Genomic DNA, 14,566 nt, shown 5'->3' with positions numbered 1-14,566 from the left:
TCAGCGCACAGATCACGGCAGAACGGCTCAAGACGACGCATGCCCCATCACATCCCCGGGCCCGACCGCACGGCCACGGCAGAACCGACTGCGGCCGACGGTGCCGCACGCCCTGCCACGCCCGGATCGCTCGACGAACTGTGGCGGTCGTACAAGTGCACGGGCGACGAGCGGCTGAGGGAGCAGCTGATCCTCCACTACTCGCCCCTGGTCAAATACGTGGCCGGGCGCGTCAGCGTCGGCCTGCCCGCCAACGTGGAGCAGGCCGACTTCGTCTCCTCCGGGGTGTTCGGGCTGATCGACGCCATCGAGAAGTTCGACCCGAGCCGCTCGATCAAGTTCGAGACCTACGCCATCACCCGCATTCGCGGAGCCATGATCGACGAGCTGCGGGCGCTCGACTGGATCCCCCGCTCGGTGCGGCAGAAGGCCCGCGCGTTCGAGCGCGCCCACGCCGCGCTGGAGGCGACGCTGCGGCGCACACCCTCCGAGGCCGAGGTCGCGGACGAGATGGGGATCCCGCTGGAGGAGCTCCACGGCATCTTCAGCCGGCTGCCGCTGGCCAACGTGGTCGCGCTGGAGGAGGTGCTCCACAGCGGCGCGGAGGGGGGCGACCGGCTGAGCCTCATGGACACCCTCGAGGACACGGCCGCCGACAACCCCGTCGAGATCGCCGAGGACCGCGAGCTGCGGCGGCTGCTGGCCCGGGCGGTCAACACCCTGCCCGAGCGCGAGAAGACCGTGGTGACCCTCTACTACTACGAAGGGCTCACCCTCGCCGAGATCGGGCAGGTGCTCGGAGTCACCGAGAGCAGGGTCAGCCAGATCCACACCAAGTCCGTACTGCAGCTTCGGGCCAAGCTCGCCGATGTCGGTCGCTGAATCACCACCGCCCTCCCTACAGTGGGACACGTGCCCAGGATTCGAGCGGCCTCCGTGGCCGAGCACCGGACGATGCAGCGCGACGCCCTGCTGGAGGCAGCACGATCCCTGCTGTCCGAGGGCGGCACGGAGGCTCTGACCTTCCCCGCGCTGGCGGCCCGCACGGGACTGGCGCGCTCGTCCGTCTACGAGTACTTCCGCTCCCGCGCCGCCGTCGTCGAGGAACTGTGCGCCGTGGACTTCCCCGTCTGGGCGGCGGAGGTGGAGGACGCCATGGAGCGGGCCGACACCCCCCAGGCGAAGGTGGAGGCCTATGTGCGGCGGCAGCTGGCGCTGGCCGGCGACCGGCGCCACCGGGCCGTCGTGGCCATCTCGGCAGGCGAACTGGACCCCGGTGCCCGGGAGAAGATCCGTGCGGCCCACGGCGGACTGATCACCATGGTGGTGGACGCCCTCGTGGCTCTCGGCCACGACGAGCCGCGGCTGACGGCCACCCTGCTGCAGGGTGTCGTGGACGCCGCGGTCCGCCGTATGGAACTGGGCGCCGCCGAGGACCCGGACCGGATCACGCGGGCCGCCGTGTCGATGGCGCTCCATGGTGTCGCGGGCTGAATCCCCTCCCCTTTTCTCCCCGCCCCCACCCCACCCCCCGCCCCCGCTTTCCCTCCGGGCGCATGCGCGCCCGCCGTCCCTGCCGGCACCCCCTCGGGCGGGCGGCACACGGCTTCGGCGGGCCCGTGGGATCCACCGAGACGCGGAAGGCGCCCAGGCCGCGGTGACGGGAGCACCCGCGGATCCCCGGGCTGCGTCCGGCCGTCGAACGCCGTGGTTCACGGCGGTGGTTCCTCCGTGCGAAGCCGGGCGTGCCGGCACCGGGCCCAGGACGCGGCCACCGCCAGGACCAGCGCCGCTCCCACTCCGGGCACGCCGGTGGCCGATGAGTCCCGAGCGGCCACCGTCCGCACAGCGTCGCCCCGCCGGCTCCCCGAGTCCGCAGGAAGCGGAACCCCCAGCACGGGAAGGAGCCGGGAGGGACCGCGCGCGAGCAGGGAGAGCGGATCCAGGTAGGCGTCGCCGCGGCGCAGCCCCCAGTGCAGACACCCCGCCGGGCAGTGGAAGCCGTCCCGCTCCAGCACGCCGACCACGTCCCCCGCAGCGACCCGGTCGCCCACACGCACCCGCGAGCCGACCGGCTCGTACGTCGTACGCAGCGGAGGGGACCCCGTGCCGGCGAGCTCGACCGAGACCACCCCGCGTCCGGCGACCTCCCCCGCGAACGAGACCCGGCCCGCGGCCACCGCGCGCACCGGCTCCCCGGGACGAGCCGCCAGGTCCACGCCGCGGTGGCCGGCCGACCACCGTTCGGGCGGAGGGTCCCAGCCGCGTCCGACCGCCCCCGGCACCGGTCTGACCCGGCCGGAGCCGGAGGGGATGTCGGACGGGCGGCCGTCCCCGGGAGCGGCATGGGCCGCAGCGGCCCCCGCCGCCGGAAGCGGAGGCGGCAGTGGCAGGAGGATCGACATGCAGAGCGGCAGGCAGAGTGACATGCAGAGCGACAGACGGAGCGGCAGGCAGCGCGGCAGCGCGGCGCTAAGTCGGCGTCCCATGAGCACAGCGTGGCGCTGAACGCGGGACGGAGTTGATCCCGGACGAGAACTGTGGAGTACCGGCCGGTTGTGGACAACCGCGTCACCCGTTCCGGGGACGTCACCGCCCGCCGCGGTGGTGTCCGCTACCCATGCGTGTCGCCCGCCGCTTCCCCGGTCCCGTACACTTCTGGTGCGATCCGGGTCACCGGATCGACTTCGCACGCCCCGCCACCCTCCACAGGCGGCCGCGCACCTCGGTCCTCGAAGACGGTCCTCAACCCGTGAACTTCGCAGGCAAGCGCGTCGGGGCGTCAGGAGCGGCGGCCGTCCGGCCGCCGTGTACAACCGAGTGATCCAAGGAGATACGGCCATGGCCGTCGTCACGATGCGGGAGCTGCTGGAGAGCGGCGTCCACTTCGGGCACCAGACCCGCCGCTGGAACCCGAAGATGAAGCGCTTCATCTTCACCGAGCGCAACGGCATCTACATCATCGACCTGCTCCAGTCGCTGTCGTACATCGACCGCGCCTACGAGTTCGTCAAGGAGACCGTCGCCCACGGCGGCTCCATCATGTTCGTCGGCACCAAGAAGCAGGCCCAGGAGGCCATCGCCGAGCAGGCCACGCGCGTGGGCATGCCCTACGTCAACCAGCGCTGGCTCGGCGGCATGCTGACCAACTTCTCGACCGTCCACAAGCGCCTGCAGCGCCTGAAGGAGCTCGAGCAGATCGACTTCGAGGACGTGGCCGCCTCGGGCCTCACCAAGAAGGAGCTCCTGGTCCTCTCCCGCGAGAAGGCCAAGCTGGAGAAGACCCTCGGCGGTATCCGCGACATGCAGAAGGTGCCCAGCGCCGTCTGGATCGTGGACACCAAGAAGGAGCACATCGCCGTCGGTGAGGCGCGCAAGCTCAACATCCCGGTCGTCGCGATCCTCGACACCAACTGCGACCCGGACGAGGTCGACTACAAGATCCCGGGCAACGACGACGCGATCCGCTCCGTCACCCTGCTCACCCGTGTGATCGCCGACGCCGTCGCCGAGGGCCTCATCGCCCGCTCCGGCGCCGCCGGCGAGGGCAAGGGCGAGAAGGCCGCCGGCGAGCCGCTCGCCGAGTGGGAGCGCGAGCTGCTCGAGGGCGACGCCCAGAAGGCCGCCGAGTCCAAGGAGGAGGGCGAGGCCCCGGCCGCCGCCGAGGAGCAGGCCGCCCCCGCCGAGGAGCAGGCCGCCCCCGCCGAGGGCGAGAAGCCGGCCGAGCAGGCCTGACCGACGCCGCAGGTGGTACGGCCGGGGGCAGTGCCATGAGCGCCGCCCCCGGCCGCATGCCCGCCCCGTAGATCGATCCATCCTCATCGACCTTTCGAGAAGAGATTCACCGACCATGGCGAACTACACCGCCGCTGACGTCAAGAAGCTCCGCGAGCTCACCGGCGCCGGCATGATGGACTGCAAGAAGGCGCTGGACGAGGCCGAGGGCAACGTCGACAAGGCCGTCGAGATCCTGCGCGTCAAGGGCCAGAAGGGCGTCGCCAAGCGCGAGTCCCGCACCGCCGAGAACGGCGCCGTCGTCTCCCTGATCGCCGACGACAAGAAGTCCGGTGTGCTGGTCGAGCTCAAGTGCGAGACCGACTTCGTCGCCAAGGGCGAGAAGTTCCTCGCCGTGGCCGACGCCATCGCCGCCCACGTCGCCGCCACCTCCCCGGCCGACATCGAGGCGCTGCTCGCCTCCGAGATCGAGTCCGGCAAGACCGTGCGGACGTACGTGGACGAGGCCAACGCCACCCTCGGCGAGAAGATCGTCCTCGACCGCTTCGCGCAGTTCTCCGGCGGCTACGTGGCCGCCTACATGCACCGCACCAGCCCGGACCTGCCCCCGCAGGTCGGTGTCCTGGTCGAGCTGGAGCAGGAGAACGCCGAGGTCGCCAAGGACGTCGCGCAGCACATCGCCGCGTTCGCCCCGAAGTTCCTCTCCCGCGAGGACGTCCCGGAGGAGACCGTCGCCAATGAGCGCCGCGTCGCCGAGGCCACCGCGCGCGAGGAGGGCAAGCCCGAGCAGGCCCTGCCGAAGATCGTCGAGGGCCGCGTGAACGGCTTCTTCAAGGAGAACTGCCTCCTGGACCAGCCCTTCGCCAAGGACAACAAGAAGTCCGTCCAGAAGGTCCTGGGCGAGGCCGGTGTCACGCTGAAGCGCTTCGCCCGCTTCCGCGTCGGCGCCTGACCCGTACGCCCGCTCCCGGTTAGGGTCGGGTTACGGGGGCCCGTCCCGGTGCGTCGTGCACTGAGCGCAGGCGCGTACGGACCGGACGACCGCAGTTGTGACGAGGAGGCCATTGCCGCTTTCGGGGACCGAGAGGAACCACCGGCAATGGCCTCCTCACGCGTGTGCACGAGGAGATCCGCATGAAACAGGGCAACGACCCCGGAGGCAAAGCCTCCGACAAGGACCGCGACCGCCGCCGCTTCCTGCTGAAGCTCTCCGGTGAGGCGTTCGCCGGCGGCGGAGGGCTCGGAGTCGACCCCGACGTCGTGCACAAGGTCGCCCGCGAGATCGCAGCCGTGGTCCGTGACGGCGCCGAGATCGCCGTCGTCATCGGCGGCGGCAACTTCTTCCGCGGTGCCGAGCTCCAGCAGCGCGGCATGGACCGGGCCCGGTCCGACTACATGGGCATGCTCGGCACGGTCATGAACTGCCTCGCTCTCCAGGACTTCCTGGAGAAGGAGGGCATCGACTCCCGCGTGCAGACCGCCATCACCATGGGGCAGGTCGCCGAGCCGTACATCCCGCTGCGTGCCGTGCGCCACCTGGAGAAGGGGCGCGTGGTCATCTTCGGTGCGGGCATGGGCATGCCGTACTTCTCCACCGACACCACCGCCGCCCAGCGCGCCCTGGAGATCGACGCCGAGGCGCTGCTCATGGGCAAGAACGGCGTGGACGGCGTCTACGACTCGGACCCGGCGACCAACCCCGACGCGGTGAAGTTCGACGCCCTGGAGTACGGCGAGGTCATCGCCCGCGAACTGAGGGTGGCCGACGCCACCGCCATCACCCTCTGCCGCGACAACAAGCTCCCGATCCTGGTCTTCGAGCTGCTGGCGGAGGGGAATATCGCCAGGGCGGTCCGGGGTGAGAAGATCGGCACACTGGTGAGCGACCAGGGCTCCCGGGCCTGACGCCGACGGCGGACACGAAACGACGTCCGTACGGGAGCCGCGGTACACGGCACCGTACGGCAACTCCGTGCCGCACGATGGGCACGGTACGGGGATGGACAACAGCCTGCCGGTCGGACACCGTGCAGGAATCAGGGCTTTCCGGCTCAATTCATCGAACCAGGAGCACGTGGTGATCGAAGAGACCCTCCTCGAGGCCGAGGAGAAGATGGAGAAGGCGGTCGTCGTCGCCAAGGAGGACTTCGCCGCGATCCGCACCGGCCGTGCGCACCCGGCGATGTTCAACAAGATCGTGGCCGACTACTACGGCGCGATGACCCCGATCAACCAGCTCGCGTCGTTCTCGGTGCCCGAGCCGCGCATGGCCGTGGTCACCCCGTTCGACAAGAGCGCGCTGCGCAACATCGAGCAGGCCATCCGTGACTCCGACCTCGGCGTCAACCCGTCCAACGACGGCAACATCATCCGCGTCGTCTTCCCGGAGCTGACCGAGCAGCGCCGCCGGGAGTACATCAAGGTCGCCAAGGGCAAGGCCGAGGACGCCAAGATCTCCATCCGCAGCGTCCGGCGCAAGGCCAAGGAGGCCATCGACAAGGCGATCAAGGACGGCGACATCGGCGAGGACGAGGGCCGCCGCGCGGAGAAGGAGCTCGACGACACCACCTCCAAGTACGTCACGCAGGTGGACGAACTGCTCAAGCACAAGGAAGCCGAGCTTCTCGAGGTCTGAGGTTTTCGAGGCTGCGATTTTCGTGAACGACTCATCCTGGGGAGCACCACCGTCGGGCGCCGGGCCCTCCGGTCGCCCCGGCCACCCCGCTCATCCCGGCCACTTCGGACACCGGAGCACTCCCGAACAGGGTTTCTCCTCCCCGCTTCGCGCAGAGGTGGCCCAGGCCCCGGCGGGTTACACGCACGAGGACGCCGACGCGTCGCAGACTCGGCGTATGCCCATCGTGCCCGACGCCCCCGGCGGTGACCAGGACGATCGTGACGGCCGGACGGCCGGGCGGCCGTTCGGCGGCGGCCCAGTCCCCGGCGGCCGGCCCGAACCGCGGACCGGTCCCGGAGCGGAGCCCGCCGCCCCCTCGCCCCGGGGCCGTTCCTCGGGCCGCAAGCGGGCGGGCCGCGATCTGCGTGCCGCGATAGGGGTCGGCCTGGGGCTGGGCGCCGTCATCATCGCCTCGCTCTTCGTCTACAAGCACGTCTTCGTCGGCGTGGTCGTCGCCGCCGTCGTGGTCGGGCTGTGGGAGCTGACCTCCCGCCTCGCCGAACGCAAGCAGATCAGGGCGCCGCTGGTGCCGCTGGCCGTCGGCGGCGCCGCGATGGTCGTCGCCGGCTACGTCCGCGGTGCGGAGGGCGCCTGGGTGGCCACCGCGCTCACCGCGCTGGCCGTACTGGTGTGGCGGATGACGGAGGACCCGGCGGAGTACCTGCGGGACGTCACCGCCGGTGTCTTCGCCGCCTTCTACGTCCCCTTCCTGGCCACCTTTGTCGCCATGATGCTCGCCGCCGACGACGGCCCGCAGCGGGTGCTCACCTTCCTGCTGCTCACCGTCGTCAGCGACACCGGGGCGTACGCGGTCGGCTGGCGCTTCGGCACGCACAAGCTCGCTCCGCGCATCAGCCCCGGCAAGACCCGTGAGGGCCTGCTGGGGGCGGTGGCCTTCGCGATGGTGGCCGGCGCGCTGTGCATGCACTTCCTCATCGACGGCGGCGTCTGGTGGCAGGGTCTGCTGCTGGGTCTGGCCGTCGCCGTCAGCGCCACCCTGGGCGACCTCGGCGAGTCCATGATCAAGCGGGACCTGGGCATCAAGGACATGGGCACCCTGCTGCCCGGCCACGGCGGCATCATGGACCGCCTGGACTCCCTGCTGCCGACCGCCCCCGTGGTCTGGCTGCTGCTGGCCGTCTTCGTCGGCGCGGGCTGACGACCCGCATCCCGCCCGTGTCAGGGGCCCGCCGCTCACGAGCGGCGGGCCCCTGACACGTCCACGGCCCCCTTGCGGGGGCGGTGCCCGGCGAGAACGCCCGGAGCGTCGCGAGGCCGCCCTCGGCACCGGACCGGTTCGGCACCGGACCGGCGGTCCGCCGTTGCGGCGCCCCCGGCGTCCCGGCTCATCGAGTGCAGGAGACCTCGGCCAGCCATTGCGGCTCGTAGCACTCGGCGAACGACCACTTCCCGTCCGAGTGGGGGTCGTCCGTAGCGTCGGTGTACACCTCGAGCCTGCCCTGCGGCGTCAGACGGTAGTGGTCGCGGACCGGGGCGCCCTCCACGGTGGGGTACGTCACCCCCATCTCCGCGCCCTCGCCGCTCTCGAGGGACCGCCGCAGACAGGCGATCTCCCCGGCCGCCTGCTCCCGCAGATCCTCGCCCTGCTCCAGGGCCACCTCGCCGCAGCTCGGAAAACCGCTCCTCGCCTCCCAGCGCTCCTCGACCGGATCGTCCAGGACGCCGCAACCGGCAGCCGACACGGAAGCGACCACCACCGCGACGAGCCGCACCCGGAACCCGGCTGCCGCCGCGCCACGGCGACGGCCCCCGTTCCTACCTGACATGCCCCCACCTCCCCGTTCCGGCCGTTGGACGCGGCTTCGCGAAAAGGGGTTCCACGCGTGCGCGCGGCGGCCACGGGCGCCGGCCGGACCCCCGGCCGCTGTCGGCGGCGTCTTCTACAGTCACCCCATGGGAAGCCACTTCCAGACCGTCGTCGACCTGGACGCCACGCCGGCGGACGCTCCATTCCTCGCGGCCCGCGGTCTCGCCTGGCTCGTCGCCGAGGGGATAGTCAGTGCCGAGCGCACCGACTGCGTTCTCGGCGCCCCGCTGGGACATCCGCCCGGTCCGCTGTGGACCAAGGCCGTCAGGCACCTGGACTGGGAACCCGACGACGGACTCAACATCGAGACGGGCCCAACCGTCTTCCACGGCGGCCAGGGAGACGCCATGTACGCCGCCTGCCCCCACTGCGCCGCCCGCGTGGACCTGTACACCGACGAGTGGGAGGCGGTCGAGGGCGCCTGGGAGCCCTTTGCGAAGGCCATCGACGTCTGGTGCGACACGGGGCGAGCCGCCGTCGCCTGCCCGCGCTGCGGCCGAGCCGGCGATCTGGCCGCGTGGAGCTGGGAGAGCGACCACTACGCGTTCGGCCACCTCGGCTTCGAGTTCTGGGACTGGCCCGAGTTCAGCGCCGGCTTCCTCGAAGGACTCGCACGCTCGCTGGGCGGCCACCGCACGGTCCTGGTGGCGGGCAAGCTCTGAGGAACGGCTCCCCGTACGACCGCTTCAGGTGGAAGAACCCCGCCGGGCCGTCCCCGGGCCGTGCGGAAGCCGCCGGGCGATGGCCTCCCGCCTGCTCGCGCCCGGAGTGCCGCAGCCGATCTGCGACACTGGAGAAGTTATGCCTGCACCCGGAGAACTCACCTTTGTCGCGCCGCGCGGAGCCGCCAGGCCGCCGCGGCACCTCGCCGACCTCGCCCCGGCCGAGCGGCGCGAGGCCGTCGCCGCGATCGGCGAGAAGCCGTTCCGCGCCCAGCAGCTGTCGCGGCACTACTTCGCCCGGTACGCCACCGACCCCGCCACCTGGACCGACATCCCGGCCGCCGCGCGCGAGCGGCTGGCGGGCGAGCTGCTGCCCGAGCTGATGACCGTGGTGCGGCACGTCAGCTGCGACGACGACACCACCCGCAAGACGCTGTGGCGGCTGCACGACGGGACGCTGGTGGAGTCGGTGCTGATGCGCTACCCGGACCGGGTCACCATGTGCGTCAGCTCCCAGGCCGGCTGCGGCATGAACTGCCCCTTCTGCGCCACCGGGCAGGCCGGGCTGGACCGCAACCTGTCCACCGCCGAGATCGTCCACCAGATCGTCGAGGGCATGCGCGCCCTGCGCGACGGCGAGGTGCCCGGCGGCCCCGCACGGCTGTCGAACATCGTCTTCATGGGCATGGGCGAGCCGCTGGCCAACTACAAGCGGGTCATCGCGGCCATCCGCCGCCTCACCGACCCCGAGCCCGACGGCCTGGGCCTGTCCCAGCGCGGCATCACCGTCTCCACCGTCGGACTGGTCCCGGCCATCCACCGCCTGGCCGACGAGGGGCTCAGGTGCCGGCTGGCGGTCTCCCTGCACGCGCCCGACGACGAGCTGCGCGACACCCTGGTGCCGGTCAACACCCGCTGGAAGGTCCGCGAGGTCCTCGACGCAGCCTGGGAGTACGCCGAGAAGTCCGGCCGCCGCGTCTCCATCGAGTACGCCCTCATCCGGGACATCAACGACCAGGCGTGGCGCGCCGACCTGCTGGGCCGGCTGCTGGCGGGGAAGAGGGCGCACGTCAACCTCATCCCCCTCAACCCCACGCCCGGCTCCAAGTGGACCGCCTCCCGGCCCGAGGACGAGCGCGCGTTCGTCGCCGGACTGGAGGCGCACGGCGTGCCGGTTACCGTCCGCGACACCCGCGGGCAGGAGATCGACGGAGCCTGCGGCCAGCTCGCCGCCACCGAGCGCTGAGGGCGCGCCCGCCACTGGTACGGTGGCGGGGACCTCAGCGGTCGCACACAGTAGCGAAACACCAGTAGCGGAACACCAGCAGCGAACACAGGCATCGAAGCAGCGGAACCGACAGGGGAGCGCGTACGGCGCTGAGAGTGCGGTGTCGCCGGGAGCGCGGCCGAGAGGCCGCCCGGGGAGCCGCAGACCCTCGGACCTGATCCGGTTAGTACCGGCGTAGGGAGTCAGAAGAAAGTGCACACCAAGCTCCGCCGCGCCCTGGGCGCGGCCGTCCTCGGCGCGTTCACCCTCTCCGCCCTCACCGCGTGCGGCGGCTCGCAGTCCTCCGGGGACGGCGAGGGGAAGGGCGGGAAGGACAGGACGGTCACCCTGGTCGCCCACGACTCCTTCGCGGCCTCCGAGGCCGTGCTGGAGGAGTTCACCGAGAAGACCGGCTACAAGGTGAAGGTGCTGCGCGGCGGCGACGCCGGCTCCTCCCTCAACCAGGCGATCCTGTCCAAGGACAACCCGCAGGGCGACGTCCTGTTCGGCGTGGACAACACCCTGCTCTCCCGCGCCCTGGACAACGGCCTGTTCACGCCGTACGAGGCGGAGGGCCTGGCGAAGATACCGGCGCGGTACCAGCTCGACGCCGGGGAGCACCGCGTCACCCCCGTCGACTCCGGCGACGTCTGCGTCAACTACGACCGCGCCTACTTCGACGAGCGCGGCATCGCCCCGCCCAAGACCCTCGACGACCTCGCCGAGCCCGCCTACAAGGGCCTGCTGGTCACGGAGAACGCCGCCACCTCCTCGCCCGGGCTGGGCTTCCTGCTGGCCACCGTCGCCGAGTACGGCGAGGAGTGGCCGCAGTACTGGGAGAAGCTGAAGGCCAACGACGTCGAGGTCGTCGACGGCTGGGAGCAGGCGTACTACGACCGCTTCTCCGGCTCCTCCGGCGGCAAGGGCAAGGGCGACCGGCCGCTGGTCGTCTCCTACGCCTCCAGCCCGCCCGCCGAGGTCCTCGGCGCCGACCCCGCGCCCGAGCAGGCCCCCACCGGGGTGGCCACCGGCACCTGCTTCCGCCAGATCGAGTTCGCCGGGCTGCTGAAGGGCGCGGACAACCCCGAGGGCGGCAAGGCGCTGCTGGACTTCATGACCGGCCGCTCCTTCCAGGAGGACCTGCCGCTGCAGATGTTCGTCAACCCCGTGCGCGAGGACGCGGAGCTGCCCGAGGTCTTCACCCGGTACGGCGAGACGATCGACGAGCCCCGCACCATGGCCCCCGAGGAGATCGCCGAGAACCGCGAGGCGTGGGTCAAGGCGTGGACCTCGGCCGTCGTGCGGTCGTAGTGAGGTGAGGACGGGCATACGCGCGGGGACGGCGTCGCGCCTCGCGCTCGCGGCGGTGCCGGCCGTCTTCCTCGCGCTGTTCTTCGCCTACCCCGTCGCCGCCATCACCGCCCGCGGGCTGTACGACGGCGGGCGGTGGCGCCCGGATCGGATCGCCGCCGTCCTCACCGATCCCGACGTCCTCGGCGTGCTCTGGTTCACGCTGTGGCAGGCGGCGGCCTCCACCGCGCTCACCCTGCTGCTGGCGCTGCCCGGCGCGTACGTGCTGGCGCGCCTGGACTTCCCCGGCAGGCGGGTGCTGAGGGCGGCGGTCACCGTGCCGTTCGTGCTGCCCACCGTCGTCGTCGGCTCCGCCTTCCTGGCCCTGCTCGGCCGCGGCGGGCTGCTGGACCAGTGGTGGGGGGTGCGGCTGGACGGCGGCGTCACCGCCATCCTGCTGGCCCACGTCTTCTTCAACTACGCCGTGGTCGTGCGGATCGTCGGCGGCCTGTGGGCCCAGCTCGACCCCCGCCAGGAGGAGGCCGCGCGGGTGCTCGGCGCGAGCCGGTGGGCCGCCTGGCGCACCGTCACCCTCCCGGCGCTCGTCCCGTCGGTGGCCGCCGCGGCGCTGATGGTCTTCCTGTTCACCTTCACCTCCTTCGGCGTCGTCCAGATCCTCGGCGGCCCCGGCTACGCCACCCTGGAGGTGGAGATCTACCGGCAGACCGCCCAGCTGCTGGACCTGCCCACCGCCGCCGTCCTGACCCTGCTGCAGTTCGCCTCGGTCGCCGCCCTGATGGCCTTCCACTCCCGCACCGTCCGCCGCCGCAGGACGGCCCTGGGCCTGGTCGACGCCGCCCGCACCGCCCGCCGCCCGAACGGGGCCGGACAGCGGGTGCTGCTTGCGGGGGTGCTGGTCCAGGTCGCCGTACTGCTCCTGGCCCCGCTCGCCGTGCTCGCCGAGCGGTCCCTGAGCGGCCCCGACGGCTACGGACTGCACCACTACCGCGCCCTGGGCTCGGCCGACGCGGCCGGGGCCACCTTCACCGTGGCCCCGCTGGAGGCGGTCGGCAACTCCCTGGCCTACGCGGCCACCGCCACCGCCGTCGCCCTGGCCGTGGGCCTCCCGGCCGCCGTCGCCCTCACCCTGCGCGGTCCGGGAGGCCGGACCGGACGGCTGCTGCGCGGCCTCGACGCGCTGCTGATGCTGCCGCTGGGCACCTCGGCGGTCACCGTCGGCTTCGGGTTCCTCATCGCCCTGGACGCCCCTCCGCTGGACCTGCGCTCGTCGTGGATCCTGGTCCCGCTGGCCCAGGCACTGGTCGGCATCCCCTTCGTGGTGCGCACCCTGCTGCCGGTCCTGCGGGCCGTGGACACCCGGCTGCGCGAGGCCGCCGCGGTGCTGGGCGCGTCGCCGCCGCGCGTGTGGCGCGAGGTCGATCTGCCGCTGGTGCGGCGGGCGCTGCTGGTCGCCGCGGGGTTCGCCTTCGCCGTCTCCCTGGGCGAGTTCGGAGCCACCGTCTTCATCGCCCGCGCCGACGCACCCACCCTGCCCGTCGCCGTCGCACGCCTGCTCGGCCGGGCCGGAGAGGCCAGCTACGGCCAGGCCATGGCGCTCAGCACGATCCTGATGCTGCTGTGCGCGGCGACCCTGCTGGCGCTGGAGGGCGTCCGCACCGACCGATCGGGGGAGCTGTAGGGATGGCATCGCTGCGACTGGACGCCGTCACCGTGCGCTTCGGCGGACGCACCGCCCTGGACGCCGTCGACCTCGACGTCGCCGAACACGAGATCGTCTGCGTGCTCGGCCCCTCCGGCAGCGGCAAGTCCACCCTGCTGCGGACCGTCGCCGGACTGACGGAGCCGGACGCCGGACGGGTGCTGCTCGCCGGGCGCGACCAGCGGGGCGTGGCCCCGCACCGGCGCGGGGTGGGCCTGATGTTCCAGGACCACCAGCTCTTCCCCACCCGCGACGTCGGCGGCAACGTCGCCTTCGGACCGCGCATGCGCGGCGAACCGCGCGCGATGACCGAGGAGCGGGTCGCCGAGCTGCTGGAACTGGTCGGCCTGCCCGGGGCGCAGAGGCGGCCGGTGTCGGCCCTCTCCGGCGGCGAGCAGCAGCGCGTCGCGCTCGCCCGAGCGCTCGCGCCACGCCCCGGCCTGCTGATGCTGGACGAGCCGCTCGGCCAGCTCGACCGGTCCCTGCGCGAGCGGCTCGTGGTGGAGCTGCGGCAGCTCTTCCGCCGCCTGGGCACCACCGTGCTGGCCGTCACCCACGACCAGGGCGAGGCGTTCGCGCTCGCCGACCGGGTGGTGGTGATGGAGGCCGGGCGGATCGCCCAGACCGGCAGTCCGGTGGAGGTGTGGCTCCGCCCCGCCTCGGAGTTCGTCGCACGCTTCCTGGGCTTCACCAACCTCGCCGCGGCGACCGTGCGGGGGCGGAGCGCGGACACCCCCTGGGGCGCGGTGCCCGTGGCGCCCGGCGCGCCGCAGGGGCCGTGCACCCTGCTGGTGCGCCCCGCCGGAGTACGGCTCACCGGCCCCGGTGAGGGGCTGCCCTGCACCGTCACCGCCCGCACCCTGCGCGGCGGTGGCTCCTCGGAGATCTCCGTGCTGCTCGCACCCGAGCGCGGTCCCGCGCTGGAGGCCTCCTGCCCCCTGCACACGGCGCCCGATCCGGGCACCGCCGTGTCCGCCGCCTTCGACGCGGGCGAGGTGGTCGTCCTGCCCGCGCGGTGAGCGCGGGCGGGAACGGACGGGGGAACGGGCGGGCAGGGCGGCGCGGTCCCGTCCTCACCGCACCAGGGGCGCCGAGGCCAGTTCCGCCACCAGCCAGGCCGTCGGCGCCAGCACACCCAGCAGGGCCGCCACCCGCAGCGCGGCGGCGGCGCGCAGCAGCCGCCGCGGTACGCCGAGCCGCCGCAGCCCGTCGTTGGCGGGGGCACGGGCCGCACGGAACTCCGACGCCGCGCTCAGCTCGCCCGCCTCCGTGACCGTCGGCTGCTGCCCCGGCAGCACCTGCTCGACGGCGGCTACCTCTCCGTCTCGCTGCTGTACCACTCCATCCGCGACCACCAGGTCGAACTCGTCGGCCCGGTCAAGACCAG

At 72.6% G+C, this 14,566-nt stretch carries 14 protein-coding genes, 1 pseudogene and 1 riboswitch; of the genes and pseudogenes, 12 read left to right on the top strand and 3 right to left on the bottom strand.

The window, feature by feature from the left end; genetic code table 11:
- Nucleotides 1-39 precede the first annotated feature (39 nt).
- Nucleotides 40-882: an RNA polymerase sigma factor WhiG gene (gene whiG / locus ACLIYP_RS05360; protein ID WP_412711984.1), complete on the top strand. Its 843-nt coding sequence runs from the start codon at nucleotides 40-42 to the stop codon at nucleotides 880-882.
- Nucleotides 883-936: 54 nt separating this feature from the next.
- Nucleotides 937-1,494: a TetR/AcrR family transcriptional regulator gene (locus tag ACLIYP_RS05355; protein WP_412712055.1), complete on the top strand. Its 558-nt coding sequence runs from the start codon at nucleotides 937-939 to the stop codon at nucleotides 1,492-1,494.
- Between the two features lie 218 nt (nucleotides 1,495-1,712).
- Here the strand turns inward: ACLIYP_RS05355 and ACLIYP_RS05350 are convergent, their stop codons facing one another.
- Nucleotides 1,713-2,489 (bottom strand): murein hydrolase activator EnvC family protein, encoded by a 777-nt coding sequence (locus ACLIYP_RS05350; RefSeq protein ID WP_412711983.1) that lies wholly within the window; start codon nucleotides 2,487-2,489, stop codon nucleotides 1,713-1,715.
- Nucleotides 2,490-2,841: 352 nt separating this feature from the next.
- Between ACLIYP_RS05350 and rpsB the strand changes: the two genes are divergently transcribed.
- The 5 genes from rpsB (at nucleotide 2,842) to ACLIYP_RS05325 (ending at nucleotide 7,571) form a co-directional block, all read left to right on the top strand.
- Complete coding sequence (rpsB, locus tag ACLIYP_RS05345; RefSeq protein WP_412711982.1) at nucleotides 2,842-3,735, top strand: 30S ribosomal protein S2; 894 nt, start codon at nucleotides 2,842-2,844, stop codon at nucleotides 3,733-3,735.
- 115 nt (nucleotides 3,736-3,850) lie between these two features.
- Nucleotides 3,851-4,687, top strand: coding sequence for a translation elongation factor Ts (gene tsf, locus ACLIYP_RS05340; RefSeq protein WP_093662159.1), 837 nt, complete (start codon nucleotides 3,851-3,853; stop codon nucleotides 4,685-4,687).
- Between the two features lie 182 nt (nucleotides 4,688-4,869).
- Complete coding sequence (pyrH, locus tag ACLIYP_RS05335) at nucleotides 4,870-5,640, top strand: UMP kinase (protein WP_410536179.1); 771 nt, start codon at nucleotides 4,870-4,872, stop codon at nucleotides 5,638-5,640.
- A 172-nt stretch (nucleotides 5,641-5,812) separates the two neighbouring features.
- A complete protein-coding gene (gene frr, locus ACLIYP_RS05330; protein WP_093662313.1) occupies nucleotides 5,813-6,370 on the top strand; it encodes a ribosome recycling factor in 558 nt (185 codons plus the stop codon).
- Nucleotides 6,371-6,392: 22 nt separating this feature from the next.
- Entirely contained in the window at nucleotides 6,393-7,571 is a 1,179-nt protein-coding gene (locus ACLIYP_RS05325) for a phosphatidate cytidylyltransferase (RefSeq protein WP_412711981.1), read from the top strand.
- Nucleotides 7,572-7,758: 187 nt separating this feature from the next.
- Here the strand turns inward: ACLIYP_RS05325 and ACLIYP_RS05320 are convergent, their stop codons facing one another.
- Complete coding sequence (locus tag ACLIYP_RS05320) at nucleotides 7,759-8,115, bottom strand: hypothetical protein (RefSeq protein ID WP_412711980.1); 357 nt, start codon at nucleotides 8,113-8,115, stop codon at nucleotides 7,759-7,761.
- Between the two features lie 211 nt (nucleotides 8,116-8,326).
- Between ACLIYP_RS05320 and ACLIYP_RS05315 the strand changes: the two genes are divergently transcribed.
- The 5 genes from ACLIYP_RS05315 to ACLIYP_RS05295 all read left to right on the top strand — a co-directional run bounded on the left by ACLIYP_RS05315 (nucleotide 8,327) and on the right by ACLIYP_RS05295 (nucleotide 14,198).
- Nucleotides 8,327-8,902 (top strand): hypothetical protein, encoded by a 576-nt coding sequence (locus ACLIYP_RS05315; protein ID WP_412711979.1) that lies wholly within the window; start codon nucleotides 8,327-8,329, stop codon nucleotides 8,900-8,902.
- Between the two features lie 139 nt (nucleotides 8,903-9,041).
- Nucleotides 9,042-10,148: a dual-specificity RNA methyltransferase RlmN gene (gene rlmN / locus ACLIYP_RS05310; RefSeq protein WP_412711978.1), complete on the top strand. Its 1,107-nt coding sequence runs from the start codon at nucleotides 9,042-9,044 to the stop codon at nucleotides 10,146-10,148.
- Nucleotides 10,149-10,251: 103 nt separating this feature from the next.
- Nucleotides 10,252-10,388: riboswitch (TPP riboswitch) on the top strand.
- Nucleotides 10,383-11,480, top strand: coding sequence for a thiamine ABC transporter substrate-binding protein (locus ACLIYP_RS05305; protein WP_412711977.1), 1,098 nt, complete (start codon nucleotides 10,383-10,385; stop codon nucleotides 11,478-11,480). (Overlaps the previous riboswitch by 6 nt.)
- A gap of 4 nt (nucleotides 11,481-11,484) precedes the next feature.
- Nucleotides 11,485-13,158, top strand: coding sequence for an ABC transporter permease (locus ACLIYP_RS05300; RefSeq protein WP_412711976.1), 1,674 nt, complete (start codon nucleotides 11,485-11,487; stop codon nucleotides 13,156-13,158).
- Between the two features lie 2 nt (nucleotides 13,159-13,160).
- Nucleotides 13,161-14,198, top strand: a complete 1,038-nt coding sequence (locus tag ACLIYP_RS05295; protein WP_412711975.1) for an ABC transporter ATP-binding protein — start codon at nucleotides 13,161-13,163, stop codon at nucleotides 14,196-14,198.
- A 54-nt stretch (nucleotides 14,199-14,252) separates the two neighbouring features.
- On the opposite strand, the pseudogene ACLIYP_RS05290 reads toward ACLIYP_RS05295, so the two are convergent.
- Nucleotides 14,253-14,566 (bottom strand): annotated as a pseudogene (locus tag ACLIYP_RS05290) (hypothetical protein); the annotation flags it as partial.

The organism is Streptomyces nanhaiensis (assembly GCF_046614825.1).
Lineage (GTDB): Bacteria > Actinomycetota > Actinomycetes > Streptomycetales > Streptomycetaceae > Streptomyces > Streptomyces radiopugnans.
The sequence above is the reverse complement of the archived record's forward strand: the minus strand, read 5'-3'. Positions and strand labels throughout refer to the sequence as shown.

Coding starts and splice junctions, on each gene's coding strand:
- rpsB (WP_412711982.1), top strand. CDS start 2,842: ATGGCCGTCGTCACGATGCGGGAGCTGCTGGAGAGCGGCGTCCACTTC.
- ACLIYP_RS05315 (WP_412711979.1), top strand. CDS start 8,327: ATGGGAAGCCACTTCCAGACCGTCGTCGACCTGGACGCCACGCCGGCG.
- tsf (WP_093662159.1), top strand. CDS start 3,851: ATGGCGAACTACACCGCCGCTGACGTCAAGAAGCTCCGCGAGCTCACC.
- ACLIYP_RS05295 (WP_412711975.1), top strand. CDS start 13,161: ATGGCATCGCTGCGACTGGACGCCGTCACCGTGCGCTTCGGCGGACGC.
- pyrH (WP_410536179.1), top strand. CDS start 4,870: ATGAAACAGGGCAACGACCCCGGAGGCAAAGCCTCCGACAAGGACCGC.
- ACLIYP_RS05350 (WP_412711983.1), bottom strand. CDS start 2,489: ATGGGACGCCGACTTAGCGCCGCGCTGCCGCGCTGCCTGCCGCTCCGT.
- rlmN (WP_412711978.1), top strand. CDS start 9,042: ATGCCTGCACCCGGAGAACTCACCTTTGTCGCGCCGCGCGGAGCCGCC.
- whiG (WP_412711984.1), top strand. CDS start 40: ATGCCCCATCACATCCCCGGGCCCGACCGCACGGCCACGGCAGAACCG.